The organism is Streptomyces colonosanans (assembly GCF_001866645.1).
In the GTDB taxonomy this organism is placed as follows: Bacteria; Actinomycetota; Actinomycetes; order Streptomycetales; family Streptomycetaceae; genus Streptomyces; species Streptomyces colonosanans.
Genome location: NZ_MLYP01000096.1, coordinates 1 through 21,971 on the forward strand (window position 1 = coordinate 1; position 21,971 = coordinate 21,971).

Here is a 21,971-nt window from a genome sequence, read left to right on the forward strand (position 1 = left end):
GCCGGCGCTGCCGCTTCTTGACGATCTGCGGTTCGAAGCTGCCCGTCCGGTCCCGGGGGACCTCGATCTCGACCGGCCCGACCTCGGTCACCACGGTCTTCGAACGAGTGCCGTTGCGGGTGTTGCCGTCGGCGGCCCTCTCATGCTTCTCGTGGCTGAGATGATCGGTGATCTCACCCTCGAGAGCGGACTCCAAGAGCCTCTTCGTCAGCTGCTGCAGCAGCCCGCCCTCACCGGTCAACTTGATCCCGCCAGCCTTCGCGCGGTCCACCAGCTGCCCGATCAACTGGTCGTCCAGGGCCTCCGGCATCCCGGCGGGCTGCACTTCCTCGACGGCCTCAGCCGAGACGATCACATCTGTCATCAGGTGTCACTTCCTGTTCGAAGATCCACCGTTGACCGTACAGACCCGTGCAGGGCTTCGCCTCTGGCTGTTCTGGCGTAGAGCACGATTCGTCCTGTTCGGTGGGGTACGACGAGGCCGGCTTGGGTGAGCTTGTGCAGCTGTGCGGATACACCGCCAGGGGCCAGTCCGGTTCGGTTGGCGAGCTCCAGGGTGCTGGCTGGGGTTTCGAGGAGGTTGAGGAGCATGGCTCGGGTGGCGCCGAGCGCTGGGGCCAAGTCGGCGGTGTCGGCGCGTGATTCCCACAGGGTTCCGATGCCACGGACGGGGTAGCGGATCACGGGGACCCAAGGCGCCGATGTCTTGACGTAGAGCCTTGGCCACGCGAACGCCGACGGCACCAGGACCAAGCCGCGTCCCTCTAGTGAGCGATGCGGATCGACAAGACCTGCCTGTCGGTTGGCGATCCGTAGAGTTCCGGTGGCCTGATCGAAGGCGAGGTCGGGGTGGATGTCGGCAAACATCGCCGCAGGTCCGCGCTCAGTCAGGGAGCGGGCCCGGTAGTGGATATCGGACTCGAGCAGGGCTTGGATCTTCGGCCAGGTCGGGGCTAGGGCGCGCTGCCAGTAGCGACGTAGGTCAGCGACGATCGTCTCCATTTCGCGTCGGGGCGCGCGCAGCATCGGTGCCAAGCTGGCCGGTAGATCGCCACCGAAGACTGCGGCCAGGTCGCGGCGGACGACATCGGACGGGGTGCGGCGCACCTCGTCGAGTTCGTCGTCGAGCGCGGTCAGGGGTGAGAGCGGGGTGGGCGCAAGGAACCCGGGAAGGTGGCTCGGGGGGCCTGCGGTGAGGTCGCGGGCTGCAGCCGTTCCAGGTCCGGTGAGGAGCGGGTCGTGGCGGTGATCGGACAGCCATGGCATGTGGATCGCGTGGCTTGCCGACTGGGTCAGTGTCCTGATGGATGCCAGCAGCTCCCAGGCCGGCGAGATGGCCCAGCGCAGATGGCTCAGATCAGCCGTATCCAAGGCCAGGGTAAGCGTGGGCGTCATGAGCATTCACTCTAGCGTGAATCCATTGAGGAGCGTGATGAGTTCCCGGACGCTGCCTGCCATGACTGAGACAATCGCGGCGGGTTCGGCAGCCGCTCCACGGGAGCGCACTCGGTATCTCACGGCGTCCGGGGTTGCGTTGTGGGGTGCCCAGATTGGTCAGGTGGCTGTTCCGTTGACGGCGGTCACCATGCTGCACGCGGGGGCAGAAGGGACGTCGCTGTTGCAGACCGCGCTGACGTTGCCCTTCGTGATCCTTGGATTGCCGGTCGGCGCGTGGTTGGACCGGGTGCGGCGCCGTCCGGTCATGATCGGCGCGGACTTGGTGCGGGCGGCTGCGCTGATCACCGTGCCGGCTGCCGCGCGGTTCGGGCGTTTGACGATGACCCACCTGCTGGCAGTTGTGGTGATTCAGGGCGTGGCAACGGTGTTCTTCGACCTGGGCGCCCAGAGCTTCGTCAAGGATCTAGCCCCCGGTGCCCTGCTCGCGCGCACTAACGCGCGCTTGGCCACGATCACCCAGGCAGCGGTCATCGCAGGTCCACCGTTGGCTGGGTGGGCGGCCGGACTGCTGACCGCGCCCATGGTGCTGCTCGTCATGGCCGCGGGATACCTGTGGTCCGCAGGGTGGTTGTCCACGCTCACCACGCGGGAGCGTCCGGCCGGCGATGCCCCTCGACGGCACCTACTACACGAGATCGGCGAGGGCGTCACGTTCGTCGCCCGCCAGCCTGTCCTACGCACCGTGGTGATCGCCGGCTCCATGGTCAACATCGGCATCGCCGGAGTGATGACGCTGCTGCCAGTGCTCGCGCTGACCGAGCTCGGATGGAGTGAGAGGACTCTGGGGATGTTCCTCGGCGCTGGCGGTGTCGGCGGCCTGATTGGCGCCGTGACAGCCGTCAGGCTGGCCGACAAGCTCGGCGCAGGTCGAGCGGTCCTGCTCGTCGGGATCGCGGTCGCACCACTGGCTATCGCCATCCCTCTGCTCGGCCGACCTGTGCCCGGCCCCCTTGCAGCTGTCGGGTGGGCGCTGGTCATGCTCAAAGTCGGCTTCGACTCCGTCCTGATGATGACTTTCCGGCAGCAAGTCACCCCTGCCAGCCTCATGGCACGTGTCAACGGCACCATGCGCGTGCTCTTCACCGGCGCTGTCGCGCTTGGCGCCGCAACAACTGGTGCTCTGGCCACGGCCAGTGGTATCCGGTGGGCCCTAGGAGCCTCGGCCGCGTTCCTGGCCTGCGTGTGGATCCCGATCGCGCTGTCGCCGGTTCGGCAAATGACCACCCTCTGAACTAGCCCGTGACGCGGCCGCGTCCGGGCGCGATCGCAGGCGTGATGCTCCTCGTCGCCCTCGCCTAGTACTCCAGCAGGAATTCGGTGTCTGACCTGTGGGTTTCACCGGGTGGCGGGAGTGTAGCGGGGCTCCGAACGTGCAGGGGCGGTCTCACGGAGACCGCCCCTCGAACGTGCGACACCGCCGCAGGTAGTGACGGCGGCGGGGCCGCCTCCCAAGGTGATCACCGAGCACGCCACCACGCAGTGGGACCTCGAACTGGACGATCTCTTCCTGGCCATGGGCCACCGCTTCGGCCGTGTGGAGCTTCGCCGCCGCATGCGTGACTGCGGACTGGAAGGCGTGGACGGCGGCGACGTACTCGGCGGCGGTTTTGCCGATCTCCAGTTGCCGGACGTGCGCCCTCTCCTTCTCCTTCTCCTTCTCCTTCCGGTCGAACTCCTCCCGGCGCCGGGCCAGCAGGGTGTTCACCAGGACGGCGACGAGGGCCGCAGCGGCGGCCGAGGTGATCCAGTCGGGAGTCAGGAAACCGGGGGTGCCAGGGCTACCCGGGGCGGCGGGGACCGGACTGGGCGCAGGGGGCTTGGCGAGGGCCCTGACGGCGACCGCGGTGCCCCAGTGGGAAGTCATGAGATCAGGGTCGACGAGGGCCACGCCGGGTCGGGGGATTTGAGGAAGGCCAGAGCCGTGGGCATAGCGACGCTCCGACCCCGTGGAGCAGGTGGGGGCGCGGCCGGGTTGGGTCAGAGCTTGGTGATCTCTGGCCTTGGGGGCCGGGCGGACCCGCTTCACGGACACGTCTTCCCTGGAGTGGACCAGACCGTGACCGCGGCGTCGGCGAACGGCCCGAGTGGAAGCTCTGGCGACAATTGGGCATACCTCACGCGAACCCCCTCCAGCCAGATCGGCAGCCTAGCCGCCCAGACGGACACCCTGGTGCGAAAGCGCCAACCTGCGGTGACGGGCCGACGAGCGTGTTGATTTGCTCATTTCTGCAGCAGCATCACACCTGTGGCGCCGCCCGGCCGCCCTGCAGGAGGCGGCGGGTTCAGTCCAGCCCGTGCATCATGCGGGCGATGTCGTGGACTTCGTAGGCACGCCTTTCCAGACCGGCCGCGTACTGCTGCGCCGGGTCACTGCCTTGGGACAGCAACAGGCCGGATATGCCGAGCAGCCGAGCGCTGCCCAAGCAGGCCACATCCAGGGCAAGAGCGAGCATCTCGGGGGAGATGTCGTGGGCGGACAGAACGCCTTCGCGGTAGCGGGTCATGTGCACGATGCCGACGGGAGTGCTGTGGGTGACCTGGCTCAGCAGCGAGTAGGCCACGGGTAGCCAGCCCGGCTCCGGGTAGGGCGCCCCCATCAGCAGGAGCATCTTGTCGATCGACGGCAGCGGTCGGCGACCCTTGGTGATCGTCTCCGGCCCTTCGACGACATGGTCGGGCATTTTCAGCAACCGGGTGGCTGCGGCGAGGGCAACGCCGTTGCCGGCGAACGTGGCGATCGTGGCCTTCTTCTTCGCCCGGAACTCGTCGAAGTACTGGGTGGATCGCTGTACGAACGCGTCCTCGTCATGCACGTCCTGGGTCAGCCAGGTGAAACGGGCTGCCTCCTCCAGAAGCATCCGCGCGGCGAACACCGTGGCGACAGCGGCATGATCGTCGAAGGTACTCATTACGGTGGAGAACGTGGAATGGGCGCCGCCGTAGGCCAGAACGCTTGCCAGCTTGGGATCACCATGGGCCCACGGATCGACGGTCCAGCTGCCCACGAACTCCTCGTACCGGCGGACCGCGTCGATGACCGGACCGGCATGAAGAATGTCCGGCAGTACCTCGTGATGCGCCACCAGGGCATCGGGCCGCAGACGCCGCATCCGTGCCTTTGCCCTGACCTTCGGATCGGCTCCCGTCAGTGGTTTCGGGTCGCCCAGACCGTGCACTGCGTGCGCCGCGGCGACGACATTCTCCGTCAGTCGCATCAGCGTCCCCAGAAAGCCGGCCTGGTCGATCTCCGGTGGCCAGCACTCCGGCACAGCCGCACACACGCCGAGAAGGGTGACGGTGACTCCGACGGCGGCGACATGCATGAACAGCGCCTCGTGATCGGCCCGCAGATCATGCCCGGCGGCACCGCCGGCGGCCAGGCTGCTCTGCAGCCCCAGCAGGTTGCCGTGACCGGCGTGCGCCAGGACCATGACCGCCCCGCGCATTCCGGACACGGCCAGCAGGCCCCGGGCGGCTTGCAGCAGGTCCTCGACACTTCCGACGAGCAGCGAGGTCGGCGCGGGCCGGGCGGGGGAGGAGGCGAGGAACAGGTCCATAAGTTCTGCCGCACCCGGAAGCGACGGCGCCGCAAGCGCCTCCAGAGACGACCCCGTCAGGTCGGTGACGCCGTCCAATGGGACGAACCACCGGGCCAGGTTGGGGCAGGTCGCCTCATGGTCGGCCAGGAAACCGCAGATCCGGTCGCGTTCCTGAAGCATGCTGCCCAGCAGACCCGGCCGCCTTTCAGCCGGCGACTGGGCGATCCATTGCCACAGCAGACCGTCATCGAACAGGCTGCGGGCCATGGCCCCCACGACGGTGCCGCCGATCCCCGAACCCAGCAGAGAGTCCGCGCAGGCGTACCGCCACCGCGCGTAAGGGAACGCAGCCTCCGCGAGGAACTGGTCGGCCGGTCCGTCGAAGTGGAACACCGCAGGCAGGGTGCCCAGATGAGACCGCAAGGCTCGCGTCGCTGCCCGCATGGATGCCACCGACGGTTCGGCTTCCCGCCCGTCCGGCCAGGTCCCCTCCGCCCCGGACCACTTCTCGCCCAACCCTGCCCCCATCTGTCGCCACTGTCCCCGCATCCTGCCGCGATTGTCCCCGGCTGCGCAGCCGGCTGGGAATCTCGGGCCGTGGGTACGTAGACGCCGACGGCGATCGGGCCCGCACGCGGACCGGCTGACACAGCCTCCCGGGCGGCGGACGAACTCGGCCCGTTCCTCGTCCCGGCCACGGACCGCACCTGCGGGGCAACGCTGATCCCGCGCGCGGCGGCGCCGGTCCCCGGGACGTGTGAGGCCGCCGCCTGAGCTCGGACAGTCGGGTTCAGGCGATGTCGATGTCTGTGAGGATGTCGTCGGTGATGTCTTCGGTGCCTGTCTGGATGGCGGTGACGGCGGCCTGGCAGATGAGCTGGGACAGGAGCTTGAAGTAGCCGCCGGTGCGTTTCTAGAGGAGGTTGGCCCGGCCTACGAGGGCCTTGGGTGTGAGACGGTGGAGCCGCAGGTCGTCCTCGATGGAACATGATCCTTGGTCGGGTGATCTCGGCCGGGTGGATGCATGAGTACAGGGCCTCTTGGTAGCTCGGGTTTGCGACCACTCGCGCATCTCCGCCTCCAGCTGACGATTTCGGGCCGTGGCGGCCTCCAGCCGCCGCAGCAGGGAGGCGTCCGATACGCGTTGCTGGTCCGGAACTTGGGGTGGCCGACGCCGTTGGGCCGTGTCGCTCGCGCAGCGGCTACTGGGCGCGCGCGGCCGTCCCTGGCGGCACTTCAGCGTCCGCGGTGATACTCGTCGGTGTGTCCAGGGCCCTGCTGGCGAGGACTACCGTGGAGAAGGTACACGCCCCAGTACTTGGAGAGGCCGACGTATTGGACGGTCGTCCCCTGGTGGACCATCAGATCTCCACGTAAGTGCCAGCAGTTGCTATGGGCAGGGCCCCGCACGGCGACGTGATGCTGCCGCCCACCCCAGTCTGAGGTCGGCCAGCGCGGCCAACTTGTGCGCAGTCAGGTCGGCCTGGCTGAACGTGCGAAGATCCGTGCCTTTGGGGAGGTACTGCCGCAACAGCCGGTTGGTGTTCTCGTTGGTGTCGGGCGGTCCAGGGGTCGCCGTGCCGGAGGTCTTTCGCCTCTGCGCCGACGAGATTCGAGAGGTCGGCGTCCACCTGTTGGGACGACGGCTGTGCGAGACGATGCTGTACTGGGAGACCGCCGACGAGGACACATCACTTGACGACTCAATGCTCGAGTGGGCCGCGCTCTGGAAGCCGCTCCCGATGGCGGTGTTCTCGACCACGTTGTTGGCGGTGCAGGGCAATGCCCGCCTGGCCTCCGGCGGCCTGGCGGAGGAGATCGAGCGGTTGCGAGCCGAGCCGGGGGAGGGCGACATCGCGATCGGCGGCGCGACTCTCGCCGCCGAGGCGGGAGGGCTGGGTCTGATCGACGAGTACCGGGCCATGGTCTACCCGGTGCTGGTTGGCGGTGGCATTCCATTCTTTCCCCAACGCGAGGGCCGGGTTGCGCCGGAAGTCTGGCTGCCCGCGCGCTCAGCGCAGCAGCGCGTCGAGGAACGGGCTGGAAAGCACGCGGTGGGGGTCGAGCTGGTCGAGAAGCGTGACCGCCTCGTCCCAGCCTGGGCCGCCCCCGGCGCGCTGGCTGGCGGGGATCGCGCGGGTGAGGACGTTCGGGTCGGACCACGCGGCGGTGTCGCTGTAGGCCCAGCCCTTGGACCACTCCACGCGAACCGTCGCCCGGTCCCCGTCCAGGGCCAGGAGGAACTGCTCGATGTCGCGGTAGAAGCGGTTCAGGGCGGGTGTCGTCGGCAGGGAGAGGACGTCGATCCACACGGCGGTGTCGGCGTCCGGCCGGTCGGGACGCGGCCGCAGGGCGGACAGCAGCGGGGACCGCGCGCCAGGGACACCGCACACGAACGGGTCCTCCAGACCGGTCACCCGGATCTCCACCTGGCCGTTGACCGGGTACTCGCCGCGCGCCGCGTACTGCGTGAGCAGCGTGCGATAGAAGCTGGCGAACTGGCTGACCACCCACTGCAGATCGGTGCGGCGGGTGAGGACCGCGTAGCCGTTGGCGGTCTCGCGCAGCGTGGTGGGCCGCACGTACTGCAGCAGATTGCGGGAGGCGCCCCACAGGTCCGAGCGCAGGCCGCCTGCCAGCAGATGGGTGAGCACGTCTCCGGTCAGCACGTCCCGCACTAGGGTCCCCGAGAGCAGGACGTCGGTGATGTCGCCAGTCAACGCGACCTTGGCCAGCAGGTACTGGACCTGCCCGAAGAGCGGCGCACTCGCCCACGCCCCGGAGACCAGGTCGCCGGCCAGCCGGGCCACCGGCTCGGGGAGGGAGTCGGAGAATGGGTAGTTGTACGGCTCGTCGACCATGCGGGCGGTGAGCGGTCGTTTCGGGGCGACACTCCAGACCTTCAGCCAGGGGCAGTCGGTGAAAGCGAACCAGATCGCCTCCACCCGGCCGGTGCGGTCCACGAAGTCGGCCAGGGTCCGCGTTCCGGCCGGAGCACCGGGGGCGGCGAACAGTTCGGTGGCGGGGATGTTCAGAAAGGACTGGCAGCGCAGATTGTGGTCGGTGCCCACCCGCAGAACGGCCTCAGTGACGAGCGAGCGGCCGAGGTGAGTGAGGAGCGCATCACAGTCGGGCTCGGCTCGGCCGACGGTGCGCAGGACGTAGCGGCCGGCGTCGTCGTCCCAGACGACCACGGTCAGCTCGGTAACCAGATTGCTCAGCGAGCCGTAGCCGTGGCCGGATGACGGTCTCTCGCCGACGGCGGGGATGGCCGTGCCATGCGCGCCGATGGCAAGCGCGCCACCAACCGATAGATCGCCGGGTGCCGGCGCGGAGGCGACCCCGTATCCGCCCGCGCCAGCAAACGCGAGCAGGGTCTCCAGCGAGGCACCGGCCTGGACCCGGACTCGCGCCGACCCGTCGGCGGCCTGCTGCTCCAGCGACATCGCGGTGAGGTGTGCGGTGGTGTCCAGCAGGACGACCCGAGCCGCGGCGGGGGTGCCGTCGGCCACCGTGAGGGGGGACCAGCCATGCCGCCGCCCTTGGGCACGTACCGTCCAGCCGACACTGTAGGCCCAGTTGACGACGTCGAGCACCTCCTGAGGATTGCGCGGCGCGCACGTCCACAACTGGTCGGTACGAATCTCACCGGCCCAGTTCTCGTAGGCGCGCTGATAGACGTAGATCCCGGCCGGGAAGCCCGGTGGCGGTGCCGAGGCCGCGTAGGCGCTGCCCGGCCGGACCAGCCCTCGCAGCAACCAGACCGCGCCGCCCGCGGCGGCCGACGACGCGAGCAGCCTGCGCCGCGACAGCCCGCCGCCCTGGTTTGAAGGACTGTCCATCATCCCCGCACCCCCTGACCCGCTCCGAACCGGCCCTGCCGGGCCGGTCGAGCACGCACGTTACCCAGCAAAGGAAGGCCCCGCGGTCGTACATTCAGCCGATTCACGTGAACGAGTGAATGACCCGCGAACCGGCCCCTCCCGGGACTCCTGCCATATAAAAAGCCCGCCCGGCCCATCCGCTGCAGGCGAGGGGCAGCGACGACCCGGCCCCACGGCCCGTAGTGCGCTCTCCACGGCAGTTGTAGTTCTGGTCATGGCTGGTACTGGAGAGCGCGTCGGTGCTGCTGGCAGGCTTGTGTGATGGCTTGGTGGCAGCGGCGCCAGGCCATCCGGTGCAGGACGTGTTCCGCGTCCCGCACTGGTGTCTCGTGATCCTGTTCATGTCAGTTCGAGTTGTTATTGACGATTTTCTTCATGTTGGTCGCGACGAGTCGGGCCTTCGCGAGGACCTCACCAGCGGTCGCGGTCCAGGTGAACGGTTTCGCTGTCGTGTTCCAGGAGTTGATGTAGTCGCGGATCTGCTTGACCAGCACGTGGACGCTGGAGAACGTGCCGCGGCGGATGGACTGCCGGGTCAGGATGCCGAACCAGATCTCGATCTGATTCAGCCATGAGGAGCCGACGGGAGTGAAATGGAAGTGGACGTGCGGGTTCTTCGACAGCCACTCCTTGACCTCCCAAGTGGTGTGCGTCGAGAGGTTGTCCAGGACAACATGGATGTCCTTCCCTGCGTGCGGTTTCACCGCCTTCTTCAAGAAGGTCAGGAAATCCTTGCCGTTCCGGGTCGGCCTGCACTCGCCGAGGACTTCCCCGGTGGTCACGTTCAGGGCGGCGAACAGGTTCGTGGTGCCGTGCCGGACGTAGTCGGCGGTGCGTTTCCCGGTCGCCGCGAAGGCGACCGGGAGCACCGGCTGGGTCCGGTCCAGCGCCTGGATCTGCGTCTTCTCGTCGATCGAGAGGACCACCGCACCGCCCGGCGGGGCCAGATACAGGCCGATCACATCGGCCGCCTTCTCCGCGAACGCGGGGTCTTTGGAAATCTTGAAGGTGCCGGACCGGTGCGGCTTCAAGCTCTCCTCCCGCCAGATCCGGGCGATGTAGTGCCAGGACACGACGATGTTCTCGGTCCGCGCCAGGTACTTCGCCAACTCCCGTGTGGACCAGTGCGAAAGCCCAGTGCCGGCCGGCGGTGTCATACGCGTCAGCGCAATCACCCGGGACCGCACCCGGGCCGGCATCTGTTCCCGTGCACCACCGGGACGCTCCCCTTCCAGCCCGGCCAGGCCCCGCTCGGCATAGCGAGCCTTCCAGCGGTCCACGGTCGGCAGCGACACCCCGAGCAGCTCGGCAATGTCCTTGCGCCGACGCCCCTTGCCCGACCACAGCACGATCCGGCCACGCGTGGCTATATCCGCAGGCACGTCCCTGCTGTTCACCAACTCACGCAACTCGGCGGCCTGTTCCACGGAGAGCTCCATACCAAGAGAGCCTGCCACACAAGATCAAGTAACGCTGACGGAATCACAAGACACTAGGCGGCGGCTGGGCTACGGGTAATGGTCTGATCCCGCTGCCCTAATCCCCACGTCCTCGGCAGGGAGACCTGCCCTGCCCGACCAACAGCGGATCTCCACCAAGTCACACGAGACGGTGGTCAGAGCCTTGCGGGACGCCAACCGCAAACTCAGCGAGGAGAACGAACGGCTCCGCAACGAACTCGCCGTCAACCTCGGCCAGCTCCGCGACCTCCGCCGAGGCATCGGTGCATCCGCTGACTGAGGGCGTCAGCCTCGCGACCGAGCTTCGAGGCGCAATTTCCCTCCCGAGATGAGGAGTTGGAAGCAACTGCCGACTGGGCCACTGACCATCACAGGTCCGAGGCATCGATCCAGCAAATCGTTGCCACCAAATCTGGAGCCTTGTCGGTTGCTTCGGCTGCCGGCAAGGCCCAGTTCCGGCAGTCGACCACAATCCGATCCCAGGGTAACCGGCGGTCAATCTCCCAGTCGATGCTCGGACCATGGCCTCCGAAGGTCCCACCACCGGGCTTGACCTGCCATACCTGGAAATAGAGCACTGCCTGACCGTGAGCGGCAAGCTGCTCAATGACTTCGGCGAGGTGGACTGTCGGCCATGCCGGATCCAAGTTCTCCAGCGAGCGCCGCAACGCGGCGGCCCGGGGCGGGAGCACGACGTCACGGGCACCGAGATCACACAGTGCCCCGCGAAGTGCCACTCCTTCGCTGTCGTCGGGAGCTTCGCCTCGCTGCCGAAAGGCTTCATAGGCTCGCTGAAGTCCCGGCACGGCACGCTGGATCTCCAGGTCCGCCAGGGCTTCGGCCGCCCATTGGTGAACGGTGGAGCTCTCGCTGTCCAGCAGGTCGATCAGCACGTCTCCCGGCCGGGGATCCTGTAGCGCAGTGAAGACCTCAATGGCACACAGCTGTCCAAACCGTCCCAGGCCAGGTACTGCTGCGATCAGCTCGTCCAGTGCGTCTGACCCCATAGCGATCAGCGCATGCTGGGCGTCCTCCGCCACTTCGCTCGAATCCGCATCCAGTTCGCCAACCAGCTGGGCAATCGTGCCGTCCATAACCCTGAGTCTGGCTCGGCGGCACCCACCACGACCACTCGATAAACCACTCGTCCCACGCCCACGACGATGCTGGTGTCCACGGCCCCGGACGACCGGACGCTCACCCACAGCACGTCGGGACGGCGTGTTGCTGACACTGTCAGCAACACAAAACAGCAGCTCCCACCAATCAGTGAGAGTGGAAGATCCAGATAACGGCCTGCTCATCAGTTAAGAACTCAACCGGCACGCGGCGGAGGGTAGCCGGGTTGAAGCCGGATCAGTGAGCCGTGACCCGACCCCCTGCGCGAAGGCCACCACCCGTGGTAGGGCGCCCACCTCATGATCCATCTCACTGATAACCACGGTTCCATTGATCCCCGAGGCCGTAGAGGCCCGCGAGTTCACGGAAACTGAAGGACTTTTCGCGGGAACCCGAGGATGGACGGTCGTGTTCTCGTGGGTTCGGCCCCGGGTTCAAGCGAACACGGTGGGTGCCGAGCGGGCCAGCCCCTGGGTGCCTGCCCTGGAAACGGTGCTGACACCGTAGGAGTCATGAGAGCAGAAGGAACGACACCGGAACCGGAAACCTCTATGCAGAGTGGGCTCACGTCTCTGGGTGAGGTGGCGTGCCGTTATCAGGCGGATGAGATACGCCCGGAGGATCTGCCGATGATCGCTTCTGAGGCGCTCGCAGCCGGACTGGACACCCCGACATTGTGCGAGCTCGCCGGTTGGCCTCGCAACGCGGATGCCCGCGATATTCGAGACGCGTTCGAGCAAGCACTTGCCGAGTCCGAGATCGGGTTGCCGGATCGGGGCCTGGCACGGCGCCACGCACTGCGCCGGATGGCGGCGAGACTCATCAATGGAGAGATAACTCCCGCTGACCTGGCGACGGACGACTGGTGGGAGACGGAGGTCGAGACCGCGGCGGAGCAATCGTTCGTGGCTCTGATCCCGCAATGCGATTGCTGCATCGAGTACACGTTGGGGCTTGACCAGCAGACGTGGGCGGCCCAGCTGCGGAACGCTGCCCTCGCCCTGACATCGTCTCCGCCGATCGGCCCCGGATGCTGACTCTGCCTGGCGTGCTCATCCTCAACAAAGGCGTGAACCGGTCAAGCAGACTTCACTGAAGTGGTTGTTCAGCCGCCTGGTGCAGCAGCGCCCGTGCGGAGTCCGCGTAGCGCATCGCGGTCTTCTCGTCGAGCCCGAACACCTCGGCGAGGTGGAGCGGGTCGGGCCCGTGGGTCAGGGCCTCTTCGAGTTGCCGGTCGACGCGTAGCCGCTCCAGCGTCGCGTCCTGCCCGCGCATCGCGGCGCTGATCCAATGGTTGCTGGCGCGACTGGTCTTCGTGGCGGTCTGGTCTCTGAGGTATCAACCGTCGGGCGGGCTGGGCCGGCTGACCGCATCCCAGTCAAGGACGCGCTGCCCGTACGATGGCCAGCGTGACCGACCGCCGAACCCTTGGCACCGGCCCCCAGGCCCCCGCGCACAGCATCCGCGCCGCCCAGGCCGACCTGCTCGACGCTCTCCCCGGAGTCCGTCTCCCCGACGTTGACGAGTTGCGGGGGCGGGGCGTGCTCGGCCCCCGCCCAGCGACGTCCCCCTCCCCGCGGCGGATCCTCGGAGCCGGCGGTCGTGCGGACAGCGACTCGCCCGCTCGCCTCGCCTGACGCGACCTCACGACGGCCCGCTGAGTGCCCGATAGGGTCGCTTCGGCGTCACAGTTATGCCCATATCTATTGATAGCTGGGGAGGGCTTCCGCTGCCTCAGTCGAGAGGGCGCGCGGTGGCATCAACGGGATTCGGACGGCTCACTCGTTGATGGGTTTGTGCTGCTGCAACAGAGTGACGTCGGGCGGCTCGTGCAACTCCAGGGCCTTGGGGCAGTCGACGCTGGGGCGGAAAGGTAGACCTCCCATGAACGAGGTGCTTTGTGTATTCGCCCTCGAAGGCATGGCGCGTTCTGACCGTCCTGGGCTTGGCGTCCGCCGCGGTGGTGCCGTTCACTGCGGCTCAGGCATCCCCGGCCGTCGACAGGCGGCAGGACAATGAGTCCAGGATTGTGATGTACCCCGTCAACGGCAAGTGCCTCGATGTGAAGGACGTTAGCCAGGCGGACGGCGCCCCGATCATCCAGTACACCTGCGGCAATGGGGCCAACCAGCGGTTCGTGGTGACCGTGCTCGGTGGCAACGAGGTCGAGATCCGGACGTTCGCCGGCAAGTGTCTCGACGTGAAGGACCGTAGCCAGGCGGACGGCACCCCGATCATCCAGTACACCTGCGGCGGTGCGTATAACCAGCGGTTCAAGATCGTCTCGGTCGCCGGCGGCGGCTACGAGATCCAGACGTTCGCCAACAAGTGCCTCGACGTGATGGACCGTAGCTATGCGGACGGCGCCCCGATCATCCAGAACGCCTGCAAACCGGAGGGCAACCAGCAGTTCGCGTTCGAGCCGGTGTAGCCGCTCACCCGCTTCCAACCCGCACCGCCCTTCCGGGCGGTGCGGGTTCGGCCTGCCGGGCTGCCGGGGCTCTTGGCCCGGCAGCCCGGCAGGCGGCGCTGGCCGCGGGCCTTTGCCGAAGCCAGGTCAGGGGCGCGGTGCGGGCGGCTCCACCAGGGGTGCCGTTAACGAGCGGCGAACCAGGTGACAAGTAACCCGCCAGTAGCTTCGGATCGAAGGTGCGCTGTGCGAAAGACGGCCTTGGCGCTGGGGAGTTCGCGGTTAACGCTAAGCCGTTGATCATGGTCCGGTGGTAGTCCCGAGGGTGCTGACGCGGCTCGCGTACTCCGGCCTCGGGACTGGTGGGCTCGCATGTTGAGGTGTCGCGTATTCGCGAGCCGCTCGACGCGCTTGGCACGGTGAGTGATCGCTTGGGGATCGTGGCGGCCGCGGGCAACTACCAGAGCCAGCGGTCGAGGAACTCGGCCCAGATGAACCCGTGGTAGCCATCGAAGGCAGGCGGATCGATCTTCTTGAGTTCGTTAGCGAGCATGCTGAGCTCGGCCAGGGCTTCGTCCTCGCGGTCATCCGGATCGCTGAGGATCTCGGACTCGCTGACGTGCAGGCCGTAGTGGTGCAGGGTCCGTAGCCACAGGTCGATGGAGGAGTTGGCGAACCATGCCTCGCCTTGAGGAAGGACGTAGTAGACCGTCCCTGTGCCGGGTTCGACGCCGAACGACCATTGCAGTCCCGGCACGAGGTCGCCATGGTGATTCCGGGTGAGGAGGTAGAGCGACCTACCAGCTGACGTCTGGAGTGCTGGGGCCGCCTCCACCTGGAACGATACGTACTCGATCAACTGATCAACGATAGGGATCCCGACATCAACAAGTAGTGCCTTCTGGTCCTCGGGGATCTGCCAGCCCGACACGACTGCCGAGTCTGCCCTTGTGACGTTCCCGGTGCCGGCCCAGGCAGTGAGCTCGTCAAACGTTGTCATGTGTCCTCCCGCGGCTGGCTGCGATGCGGACCCTATCGAGCAGGGCTGACAGACAGGTGGCCCCATCGGGGGAGCGCGAGCTGACGTGAACACGGTGCGGCGATGGCCGCTGCACCCGCAGCCTGGCCCCCTGGAGTCGTTGTCGTCGTGGCTGGAGAGGCTGGCCCGCCCGTACGAGATCCGCGTGGAGGACCTGCTGACACGCAACCTCGGCCTGGACGTGCCCGTGCCGGATGACCTCGACTACGACCCGCCGGCGGCGATGCTCGCCGTGCTGGCCGAACGCGCCGGCGTCGAGATCGCCCGGCTGCGGGCGATGACGCTGGCCGGCTGGGAGCCGTGGCTGATCGAAGGGCTCACCGCGCCGATCGAGGACACCCAACCGGTGTTCGACGCCTACGTCCGGGACAACTCGGTACTCCTCGCCCCCGGCAAGGCAGGCGTCAACAAGGTCTCGCCCTTCCGGCGCTGGCCGGGGCCGTGGCTGGGGTACTCGGGGCTGTACCGGGACTGCCCCGTGCGCGCCGCCGATCCCGAGCGAGGGAAGGCCCTGGTGTGGCGGCTGCCCCTGGTGACCGGCTGCTTCGAGCACGGGTGCCGCCTGGAGGACGCCATGCAAGTCCACCGGTCGGTCGCCTACGGCCACGAGGGCCCGGTCTCGACGCCGCTGGCCGAACCTCTGGCCACCGTGGACCGCTACACCTACCGAGGGCTCACCACCGGGCAGGTCGTCCTCCCAGGCCGCACCGTGCACGCCGGGGTGTGGTTCCGGCTGCTGCGGTCCCTGCTGGATGAAGTCAGCCTCTCCTCGACGAGCGGCCGAGGCAGGCACGGCCGGGCCGTCCTGGAAGACATCTGGCAAGCCACCGGCCGCAAATACCGCGCCGGACTGAACATCTGGCGGCCGTACGAGAACCTCAAGCCCGACATCCAGGAAGCGATGCTGCACGCCGCGGGCACCGCGTTGCACCTGGCCGCTGCCGGAACCATCACCGTCCGTGGCCGCCTCGCCTCCGCGCTACAGCCGCCACCCGACCCGCCGAAGCAGCAGGCCGACACATCGGCCGCCCCGTCGCCCACCCCGCCGACAAGATCGAGTACGCACGCCTACTCAAGGACCAGGGCGCCAGCTACGGGGAGATCAGCGCCAAGACCGGCATCCCGAAGACCTCCCTGCACCGCTACCTGAAGGGGTAGCCGCGCCGGAAGTTAGAGACAGCGCTTGGCCTGGCGCCGACGCCGCCGAAGCAGCGGCCTACATCACGCTCGCGTCCACGGTGAAGATCATGCTGCGAACAGCGGTGAGCTCTTGGAGGCGTGCCGCGTCGGCGGCGGTGGCGCGGCCCTCGGGCGAGGCGAACGCGGCACGCAGTTCGTCCATCGTGTCCCATTGCAGTTCGGCGACCAGGTAGCACGGCGCGCCGCCGCGTACGGCTGCAACGTCGCGGCCGACGACGTACCGGCGCAGCCCCGGCAGCCGGCGCCCGAGCGGAAGGTGGACCTCGCGGTAGTGCCGGTCGAACGTTTCGGGGTCGGCCGGCGTCTCGTACAGGGCAAGGAAGCGAACCGTCATAGCGTTGCCCTCCCGTAGTGCGCGAGGACGGCGGCGCCGGTCTGCTCGGCCGACAGGCATTCCAGGTACCGGGGCGGGCCACCGGCGGGAAAGAGCCGCTCGCCGGTGCCGAGGATCGTGGGGAAGGTCAGGAGCCGGTACTCATCGATCAGGTCCTCGGCCATCAGCGCGTGCACAATGCTCAAGCTGCCGGTGATGATCACATCGCGCCGTTCCCGCTTGACAGCGTCGACGAGGTCGCTGTCGACGACCCGCGAGTTCGCCCACGCCGACGCGTCGGTCAGCGTGCGGGAGGCGACCAGCTTCGGCACGGCGTTCATCCGCGCGGAAAATGGGTCGTTGCGTCCGGGCCAGAGCCGCGAGAACAGATGCCAGGTGGTGCGCCCCAGCAGCAGGACCCCGTCGTCCAGCGTGCTCCCGAGGCGGAACTTGTCGCCGGCGACCGTTTCGGGGCCATGCCGGAAAGCCCAGCCGCCGGTCGGCGTGCCGCCGGACCCGTCCGGGTCGGACACGATCCCGTCGAGGGTGATGAATTCAATGACGATGACGCTCACGATGAGTGTCCCTTCGATCGATGCTCACCGGTACGTACCGGCGGCATCGGCCAAACTCATCGCCCCTCGCGAAACTTGTCGCAGGAAAGCTGTGTGGGCAGGTCGAACGCCTCGAATACGCGGGGATCGGCGAACACGACGTTGTGCGAGACCCGGCCGCCAGTGACGGTGAAGACTTGAAGCGTGTGCAGCCGATGCCCGCCGCCCGGCTCCGGCGCGTACGCGGCAAGCGCGGGCTGGCCGTTGGCGGTGAGGCACCTCATGCTCCAGCCCGTCCCGCGCATCTCGAACACGCGGCGCATGAACAGGCCGTAGTCGCGACTGCCCTGGTACCACAGTGGCACCGGCGGCATCTCCAGGACCGCGTCGTCCGTCAGGAGCCGCACGAGCGCGGGGACGTCGGCCGCCTCGAACGCCCGCAGATACCGCTGGATCACCGCGCGCACTTCGGGATCGTCCGGCTCGGCGATCTCGCCTGCGTCGCCCACCTCCGCGAGGGCGGCGCGGGCCCGCTGCAGAGCGCTGTTGACGGCCGGAACCGTAGTCCCCAACTGCGCGGCGACCTCCGCGGCACCGAACTCCAGCACCTCGCGAAGGACCAGCACGGCCCGCTGCCGCGGCGGCAAGATCTGCATCGCCGCCACCAGGGCGAGCCGCATATCGGCCCGCACTGCGGTGTCGCACCGCGCGTCGGGAAACGGCTGCAGCCAGGGAATGTCCAACGCCGGCGTGAGCGGTGCCCCCGGATCGTCGCTCGGCGCGCCCAGCCCGGACGGCAACGGCCGCCGCGCACGCCCCTCCAGCGCGGTCAGGCACGCGTTGGTCGCGATCCGGTACAGCCACGTCCGCACGGACGCCCGGGCGGGGTCGTACTGGTCGCGAGCCTTCCACGCGCGCAGCATCGTCTCCTGCACCAGGTCCTCGGCCTCATGGAACACGCCCAGCATCCGGTAGCAGTACGCCAACAGCTCACCCCAGTACGAGTCGATCTCCACCGGCCCATCATGGCTTACGCGGCGCTCGCTCCGGCCGACCCGCGATGAGACTCCGCGCACCGCTACCTGCAGAGATAGGCGTGCCGGATCCGGCGGTCCGACGTCACCGCGTGCAGCCGACTCCGGTTATCCGTGCAGCCGACTTCGGAGACTGACAGGGCGGTCGACTGCTGGTCGGTCGACACCCGCTTGTAGACCAGGTTCGCCACCACGGGCCCCTTCCGTACGGAGGATCGGACCCTATCTGTCGTCAAACCCGGTCAGCAATCACCATCGGATCTGATTGGATTCGCGCCGTCGCGAACCCCCGGATTACACGGGTTCATTGGACGCGCCGACCCCCTGTCGTCACATGCCCCGCCGACTATGGAGCCAGGCCGCTGGGGTAGCCGCAGCCGCGGAGCCTGCGTCCTCGCAAGATCGGTCCCGGGTCCGTCCGCGCCAATCGGAGGCGCTGTCGCCCTCCGCTACTCGGTGATACTGTATAGCGGTACTCGGTACTACGTAGTACCGCTAGGGCCGAGGAGGACTCGCGATGGACGACCTGACGGAGATGCTGAAGGGCACGCTCGAAGGGTGCGTGCTCGAAATCATCGGCAGCGAGGAAACCTACGGGTACGCCATCACTCGTCAGCTGAACGAGCTCGGCTTCGCCGACGTCGTCGAGGGGACGGTGTACACGATCCTGCTGCGGCTGGAGCGCAACAAACTCGTCCAGGTGACGAAACGACCGTCCGGGGTCGGTCCGCCGCGCAAGTTCTACGCGCTCAATGAAGCCGGACGCGAGGAACTCGCGAAGTTCTGGGCGAAATGGCAGTACGTCTCATCACGCATCGACAGGCTCAAGGAGGGCGGGAGATGAACTTCTGGGAGAAGATCACGGGCAGCGATCTCACCAGGGATTGGAAGGCGTTCGAAGTCCGGGCCGAGGCCCTGCCGGATGACTACCGGGCGGTGTGGGGACAGATCATCGCCCACCTCTTTCCCTATGGGGACTTCACCGGCCGCAATCTGATGCCGATCCTCGACTCGGCCCTGGGGCTGCTCGAAGTGGCAGCGGCGGACGGGCAGAGCGTCCACGAGGTGCTCGGCGACGACATCGGAGGCTTTTGCACGGCGCTGGCCGGTGGAGAAGGGGCTCGAACCTTCCGCGACCGGTGGCGCGAGCAGTTGAACAGGAACGTCGCAAGGAAACTGAGCAGGCTGGGAGGCTGACATGGGCATCCAGGACATCATCGAGGGCAAGAAGCAGTGGCGGGCGCACATGGCTCGGGTCAAGGCGCTCCCGCCGGATTACCAGATCGTCTACAAGGAGATGCAGAAGTACCTGTTCAAGGTCGGACCGATCGACCTGCCTGACGGGCCCTTGCTCCCCGGGATCGTCGATTTCTTCGAGGAGGGCGTCGCCGCGGGCAAGGGGGTCTTGGAGCTCATCGGCACGGACGTCGCCGCGTTCTGCGACGACCTGGTCAAGGACTCTCCCACCTTTGCGGACGTCTATCAGGAGTCCATCAGCGGGGAACCCGGCACGGCCGAGAAGTAACATCCGTCGCCTCATGCGAGTGGGCGTAGCCCGCCCGCGCGGTTTGTTCACCTCGGCGCAGCGCGAACAGGCGCGAGCCGACCGGCCGCCGGAAGCCGCCGCAAATCCTGTCCGCCGAGGTGGTCGAGCAGGCCGGCGCTGCCTGGCTCAGTCCTGCCATGCCCCCGGCGGGCAGGTCTCCGGCGGCGGGCCGCTCGACACCGTTCCCCGAGACGACGCGACTGACGTGTAGTACGGGCAGTCGCTCGATCCGGGTTCCGAAAGCTTCCACTCCCCTGCGTCTCCAGCCTCCGAAAGGAAGCCATCATGCCTTCAACCAGGCTGGGCTTCGCCGCCCAGCTCAAGTTTTTGACCCGGCGCGGCCGGTTTCCCAAGCTGCGTCTGGAGCTGCCGCCCGACGCCGTCGAGCTCGTCGCCAAGCAGGTCGGCGTCGCCGCGGCCGAGCTGGGGTTCTACGACTTCACCTCCCGCGCCGCGAAGCGACACCGCAGCGAACTGCGAGACCTGACCGGCTGGCACGAGTGCACCACGACCGACCAGGTCAAGCTCGCCTCGCAACTGGTGGACGTGATCCGGCACGACGAACGCCGCGAAGAGCAGGTGCGGGCCGAGCTGATGCGGCAGATGCGCGAGGACCTGATCGAGCCGCCGACCGCGGCCCAGATCAACACGGTCATCCGCTCCGCGCTGCACCAGGCCGACGAGCGTGCCATCGCCGAGGTCGCCGCACGGCTCACGCGGGAAGAGGACTGTCCCCGCCGGCTGGACGCGCTGGTCTTCACCGACCCGACCGGCGACAACACCGCCAAGGACGACGAAGACGACGCCTTGGACCCCGCGACGGAACTCGCCGACACTCTGGCCGGCGCCGCCCGGCGCCTGGCCGGCGCCCTGAACGCCGGGCTGCCCGCCGACGGCTTCGACCTCGGCGTCGTGGCGCGGATCCCGGTCGTCCTGGCGGCCCGCGCGCGGCAGGCCGCCCCGGCCGCGCAGGCCCTGCACGGCATCCCGGACCACCGCTCCAAGGTCCCGGCCGTCGCCGTCGTCGACCTGGCCACCGATCCAACCCCGTCGCGCGCCAAGGTGCAGGCTCCGCCCCCAGAACCGTCACGTGACGATTCGGTGCCGTCCTCCCCGCAGCCTGCCGGCACACCGGCGATGACGGCACCGGCCCGGCGCAAGCGGTTGTCGCAGAAGGCGGCCCGCGCTGTCGCGGACAGCGCCCGCCTGTTCAAGGACGCGGACCACCGCGACACCCACCGATGGAACCTGATCGCCGAGGACGGCACGGTACTGGGGCACGTGGAACCGTCGTACGGCGGTACCGGCCGGACCGGGCGCAACGGCTGGAACTATCACCTCGCCGATTCCCCCGCGGTCAGCGGCCCGTACAAGACGCGCGAGGATGCCACCCTGCAGTGCGCACTGGCCTGGATCCGCGTCGCCACCGCCCCGCTACGCCGCACCCTCACCGTCGACTGAGCCACGACCTCAGGACCGGGCGGCTACCGTGTTCGCTGGCCCCGTGGCCAGGGGGTTCCTTCCCCTTCGGGTGTTCTGGAGCCCTGTGACGTAACTTTGGGATTCTGGGGGTCGATACTGGTGGGCTCGCGTATTCAACCGTCGCGAGTTGACGCACCTGACTCCGGCACTGCTACTGAGCGTGACAGTCTTGGGGGAGATTCTGGGTGTCGGGGGCATCCGGTTGGATGAGCACGTGACTGTCTATGACGTAGCTCGCCGGTTCCCTTCCATCGCCGACCTGCGGAAGCTGTGCCGCTCACTGGCGATGCTCGATGCGATCTTGAGCCCGGACTGGGAAGGCCGGTACTACTCCTTCAATGCCGACTGGGCCGACGGCGAGGAGATGGCATCGATGCGCAACGGGTCGGGGGACGAGTACTCCATCGTGTTTTCGGCGGCCGGTGCCTATGTCCGCGGCTTCGACCACGAAGCACCGATGAGCCCGTATGGCAACGATGGCGAGCCCTGGCCGGGAGTGATCGACGAGGTTCCGGAGGCATTCAAGCCCTTCGTCGAAGAGCCGGCGTTCACCGACGAGGACGACGTTCCTGTCGTGACGGCCTGCCTGTGGCGGGAGGCGACGGGTGATCGGTGGCGGCACGGCGTGATCGACTTCCCCGCCGGGTGTTCCGACCCCGACGGGGCAACGGGTCTGTTCGAGCTCCTGGTCGACCGTTCGCCAGAAGCGTTTCAGCGCTTCGCCGAGGACTACTACGAGGTTCCCGTGGACCTGGAAGCGGTGCGCGACGTGTATGCCTTGCGACCGCTGAGCCAGAAGCTCGTGTCATCGCTGAACTCGGAGGTCACCCTCGCAGACCTGGCCGAGGACATCGCCGAGACCGGCTACCCGCAGCCGACCCGGGACACGATCTTCAACCGTCGGTGACTCGTTGGGAAGTCCAGCCGGATGGT

At 67.8% G+C, this 21,971-nt stretch carries 22 protein-coding genes and 1 pseudogene; 11 read left to right on the top strand and 12 right to left on the bottom strand.

Translation table 11 applies throughout. The features are described 5' to 3' along the window. Nucleotides 1-310, bottom strand: a 310-nt coding sequence (locus BIV24_RS28940; RefSeq protein WP_245766989.1) for a transposase, incomplete at its 3' end; no start/stop codon positions are given. 53 nt (nucleotides 311-363) lie between these two features. After that, nucleotides 364-1,395 carry a DUF5937 family protein gene (locus BIV24_RS28945; protein WP_071369467.1) on the bottom strand — a complete coding sequence of 344 codons (1,032 nt, stop codon included), beginning with the start codon at nucleotides 1,393-1,395 and terminating at the stop codon, nucleotides 364-366. 61 nt (nucleotides 1,396-1,456) lie between these two features. On the opposite strand from BIV24_RS28945, the gene BIV24_RS28950 reads away from it, so the two are divergent. Further along, nucleotides 1,457-2,689, top strand: a complete 1,233-nt coding sequence (locus BIV24_RS28950; protein WP_071369468.1) for an MFS transporter — start codon at nucleotides 1,457-1,459, stop codon at nucleotides 2,687-2,689. A 153-nt stretch (nucleotides 2,690-2,842) separates the two neighbouring features. On the opposite strand, the gene BIV24_RS34680 is transcribed toward BIV24_RS28950, so the two are convergent. Together BIV24_RS34680 and BIV24_RS28960 are read right to left on the bottom strand one after the other, a co-directional pair. Beyond that, the gene (locus tag BIV24_RS34680; protein WP_177198857.1) at nucleotides 2,843-3,322 is read right to left on the bottom strand and encodes a hypothetical protein; all 480 of its coding nucleotides are present in this window, start codon (nucleotides 3,320-3,322) and stop codon (nucleotides 2,843-2,845) included. Between the two features lie 418 nt (nucleotides 3,323-3,740). After that, a complete protein-coding gene (locus BIV24_RS28960) occupies nucleotides 3,741-5,390 on the bottom strand; it encodes a hypothetical protein (RefSeq protein ID WP_143064690.1) in 1,650 nt (549 codons plus the stop codon). 1,145 nt (nucleotides 5,391-6,535) lie between these two features. Here BIV24_RS28960 and BIV24_RS32715 point away from each other — a divergent pair. Then, nucleotides 6,536-7,027, top strand: a pseudogene (locus tag BIV24_RS32715) (dihydrofolate reductase family protein); the annotation flags it as partial. Here BIV24_RS32715 and BIV24_RS28965 read toward each other — a convergent pair. The 3 genes from BIV24_RS28965 to BIV24_RS28980 all read right to left on the bottom strand — a co-directional run bounded on the left by BIV24_RS28965 (nucleotide 7,010) and on the right by BIV24_RS28980 (nucleotide 11,435). Next, nucleotides 7,010-8,839: a cholesterol oxidase substrate-binding domain-containing protein gene (locus tag BIV24_RS28965; RefSeq protein WP_107459789.1), complete on the bottom strand. Its 1,830-nt coding sequence runs from the start codon at nucleotides 8,837-8,839 to the stop codon at nucleotides 7,010-7,012. The pseudogene BIV24_RS32715 and the gene BIV24_RS28965 sit on opposite strands and share 18 nt — an antisense overlap. 386 nt (nucleotides 8,840-9,225) lie before the next feature. After that, a complete protein-coding gene (locus BIV24_RS28970; protein ID WP_071369434.1) occupies nucleotides 9,226-10,320 on the bottom strand; it encodes an IS630 family transposase in 1,095 nt (364 codons plus the stop codon). 389 nt (nucleotides 10,321-10,709) lie between these two features. Beyond that, entirely contained in the window at nucleotides 10,710-11,435 is a 726-nt protein-coding gene (locus BIV24_RS28980; protein ID WP_071369435.1) for a HEAT repeat domain-containing protein, read from the bottom strand. A gap of 654 nt (nucleotides 11,436-12,089) precedes the next feature. Here BIV24_RS28980 and BIV24_RS28985 point away from each other — a divergent pair. Then, complete coding sequence (locus BIV24_RS28985; RefSeq protein ID WP_177198858.1) at nucleotides 12,090-12,497, top strand: hypothetical protein; 408 nt, start codon at nucleotides 12,090-12,092, stop codon at nucleotides 12,495-12,497. 52 nt (nucleotides 12,498-12,549) lie between these two features. Here the strand turns inward: BIV24_RS28985 and BIV24_RS28990 are convergent, their stop codons facing one another. Continuing rightward, complete coding sequence (locus tag BIV24_RS28990; protein WP_071369437.1) at nucleotides 12,550-12,735, bottom strand: hypothetical protein; 186 nt, start codon at nucleotides 12,733-12,735, stop codon at nucleotides 12,550-12,552. 134 nt (nucleotides 12,736-12,869) lie between these two features. Between BIV24_RS28990 and BIV24_RS28995 the strand changes: the two genes are divergently transcribed. Beyond that, complete coding sequence (locus tag BIV24_RS28995) at nucleotides 12,870-13,097, top strand: hypothetical protein (RefSeq protein ID WP_143064692.1); 228 nt, start codon at nucleotides 12,870-12,872, stop codon at nucleotides 13,095-13,097. 263 nt (nucleotides 13,098-13,360) lie between these two features. Continuing rightward, nucleotides 13,361-13,891 (top strand): RICIN domain-containing protein, encoded by a 531-nt coding sequence (locus BIV24_RS29000; protein WP_071369439.1) that lies wholly within the window; start codon nucleotides 13,361-13,363, stop codon nucleotides 13,889-13,891. Nucleotides 13,892-14,327: 436 nt separating this feature from the next. Here the strand turns inward: BIV24_RS29000 and BIV24_RS32720 are convergent, their stop codons facing one another. Next, entirely contained in the window at nucleotides 14,328-14,870 is a 543-nt protein-coding gene (locus BIV24_RS32720) for an SUKH-4 family immunity protein (protein WP_079168621.1), read from the bottom strand. 85 nt (nucleotides 14,871-14,955) lie between these two features. On the opposite strand from BIV24_RS32720, the gene BIV24_RS29010 reads away from it, so the two are divergent. Further along, nucleotides 14,956-16,059 (top strand): TniQ family protein, encoded by a 1,104-nt coding sequence (locus tag BIV24_RS29010; protein WP_071369440.1) that lies wholly within the window; start codon nucleotides 14,956-14,958, stop codon nucleotides 16,057-16,059. 66 nt (nucleotides 16,060-16,125) lie between these two features. Here BIV24_RS29010 and BIV24_RS29015 read toward each other — a convergent pair whose 3' ends face one another. The 3 genes from BIV24_RS29015 to BIV24_RS29025 are packed head-to-tail and all read right to left on the bottom strand — an operon-like array spanning nucleotide 16,126 to nucleotide 18,052. Next, the gene (locus BIV24_RS29015) at nucleotides 16,126-16,443 is read right to left on the bottom strand and encodes an EthD family reductase (RefSeq protein WP_071369441.1); all 318 of its coding nucleotides are present in this window, start codon (nucleotides 16,441-16,443) and stop codon (nucleotides 16,126-16,128) included. Next, nucleotides 16,440-16,997, bottom strand: coding sequence for a dihydrofolate reductase family protein (locus tag BIV24_RS29020; RefSeq protein ID WP_079168622.1), 558 nt, complete (start codon nucleotides 16,995-16,997; stop codon nucleotides 16,440-16,442). Before BIV24_RS29020 ends, BIV24_RS29015 begins: the two co-directional genes overlap by 4 nt. A gap of 56 nt (nucleotides 16,998-17,053) precedes the next feature. After that, nucleotides 17,054-18,052 (bottom strand): RNA polymerase subunit sigma-70, encoded by a 999-nt coding sequence (locus BIV24_RS29025; RefSeq protein ID WP_281247781.1) that lies wholly within the window; start codon nucleotides 18,050-18,052, stop codon nucleotides 17,054-17,056. Between the two features lie 475 nt (nucleotides 18,053-18,527). Between BIV24_RS29025 and BIV24_RS29030 the strand changes: the two genes are divergently transcribed. From BIV24_RS29030 to BIV24_RS29050, 5 genes are all read left to right on the top strand, one after another. Then, nucleotides 18,528-18,854 (top strand): PadR family transcriptional regulator, encoded by a 327-nt coding sequence (locus tag BIV24_RS29030; protein ID WP_071369444.1) that lies wholly within the window; start codon nucleotides 18,528-18,530, stop codon nucleotides 18,852-18,854. Then, nucleotides 18,851-19,207: a DUF1048 domain-containing protein gene (locus BIV24_RS29035; protein ID WP_071369445.1), complete on the top strand. Its 357-nt coding sequence runs from the start codon at nucleotides 18,851-18,853 to the stop codon at nucleotides 19,205-19,207. The genes BIV24_RS29030 and BIV24_RS29035 overlap by 4 nt, the downstream gene beginning before the upstream one ends. 1 nt (nucleotide 19,208) lies before the next feature. Beyond that, a complete protein-coding gene (locus BIV24_RS29040; RefSeq protein WP_071369446.1) occupies nucleotides 19,209-19,535 on the top strand; it encodes a DUF1048 domain-containing protein in 327 nt (108 codons plus the stop codon). Between the two features lie 306 nt (nucleotides 19,536-19,841). Beyond that, complete coding sequence (locus BIV24_RS29045; RefSeq protein WP_071369447.1) at nucleotides 19,842-21,017, top strand: DUF4158 domain-containing protein; 1,176 nt, start codon at nucleotides 19,842-19,844, stop codon at nucleotides 21,015-21,017. Nucleotides 21,018-21,252: 235 nt separating this feature from the next. After that, nucleotides 21,253-21,945 carry a hypothetical protein gene (locus BIV24_RS29050; protein WP_071369448.1) on the top strand — a complete coding sequence of 231 codons (693 nt, stop codon included), beginning with the start codon at nucleotides 21,253-21,255 and terminating at the stop codon, nucleotides 21,943-21,945. Nucleotides 21,946-21,971: the final 26 nt, after the last annotated feature.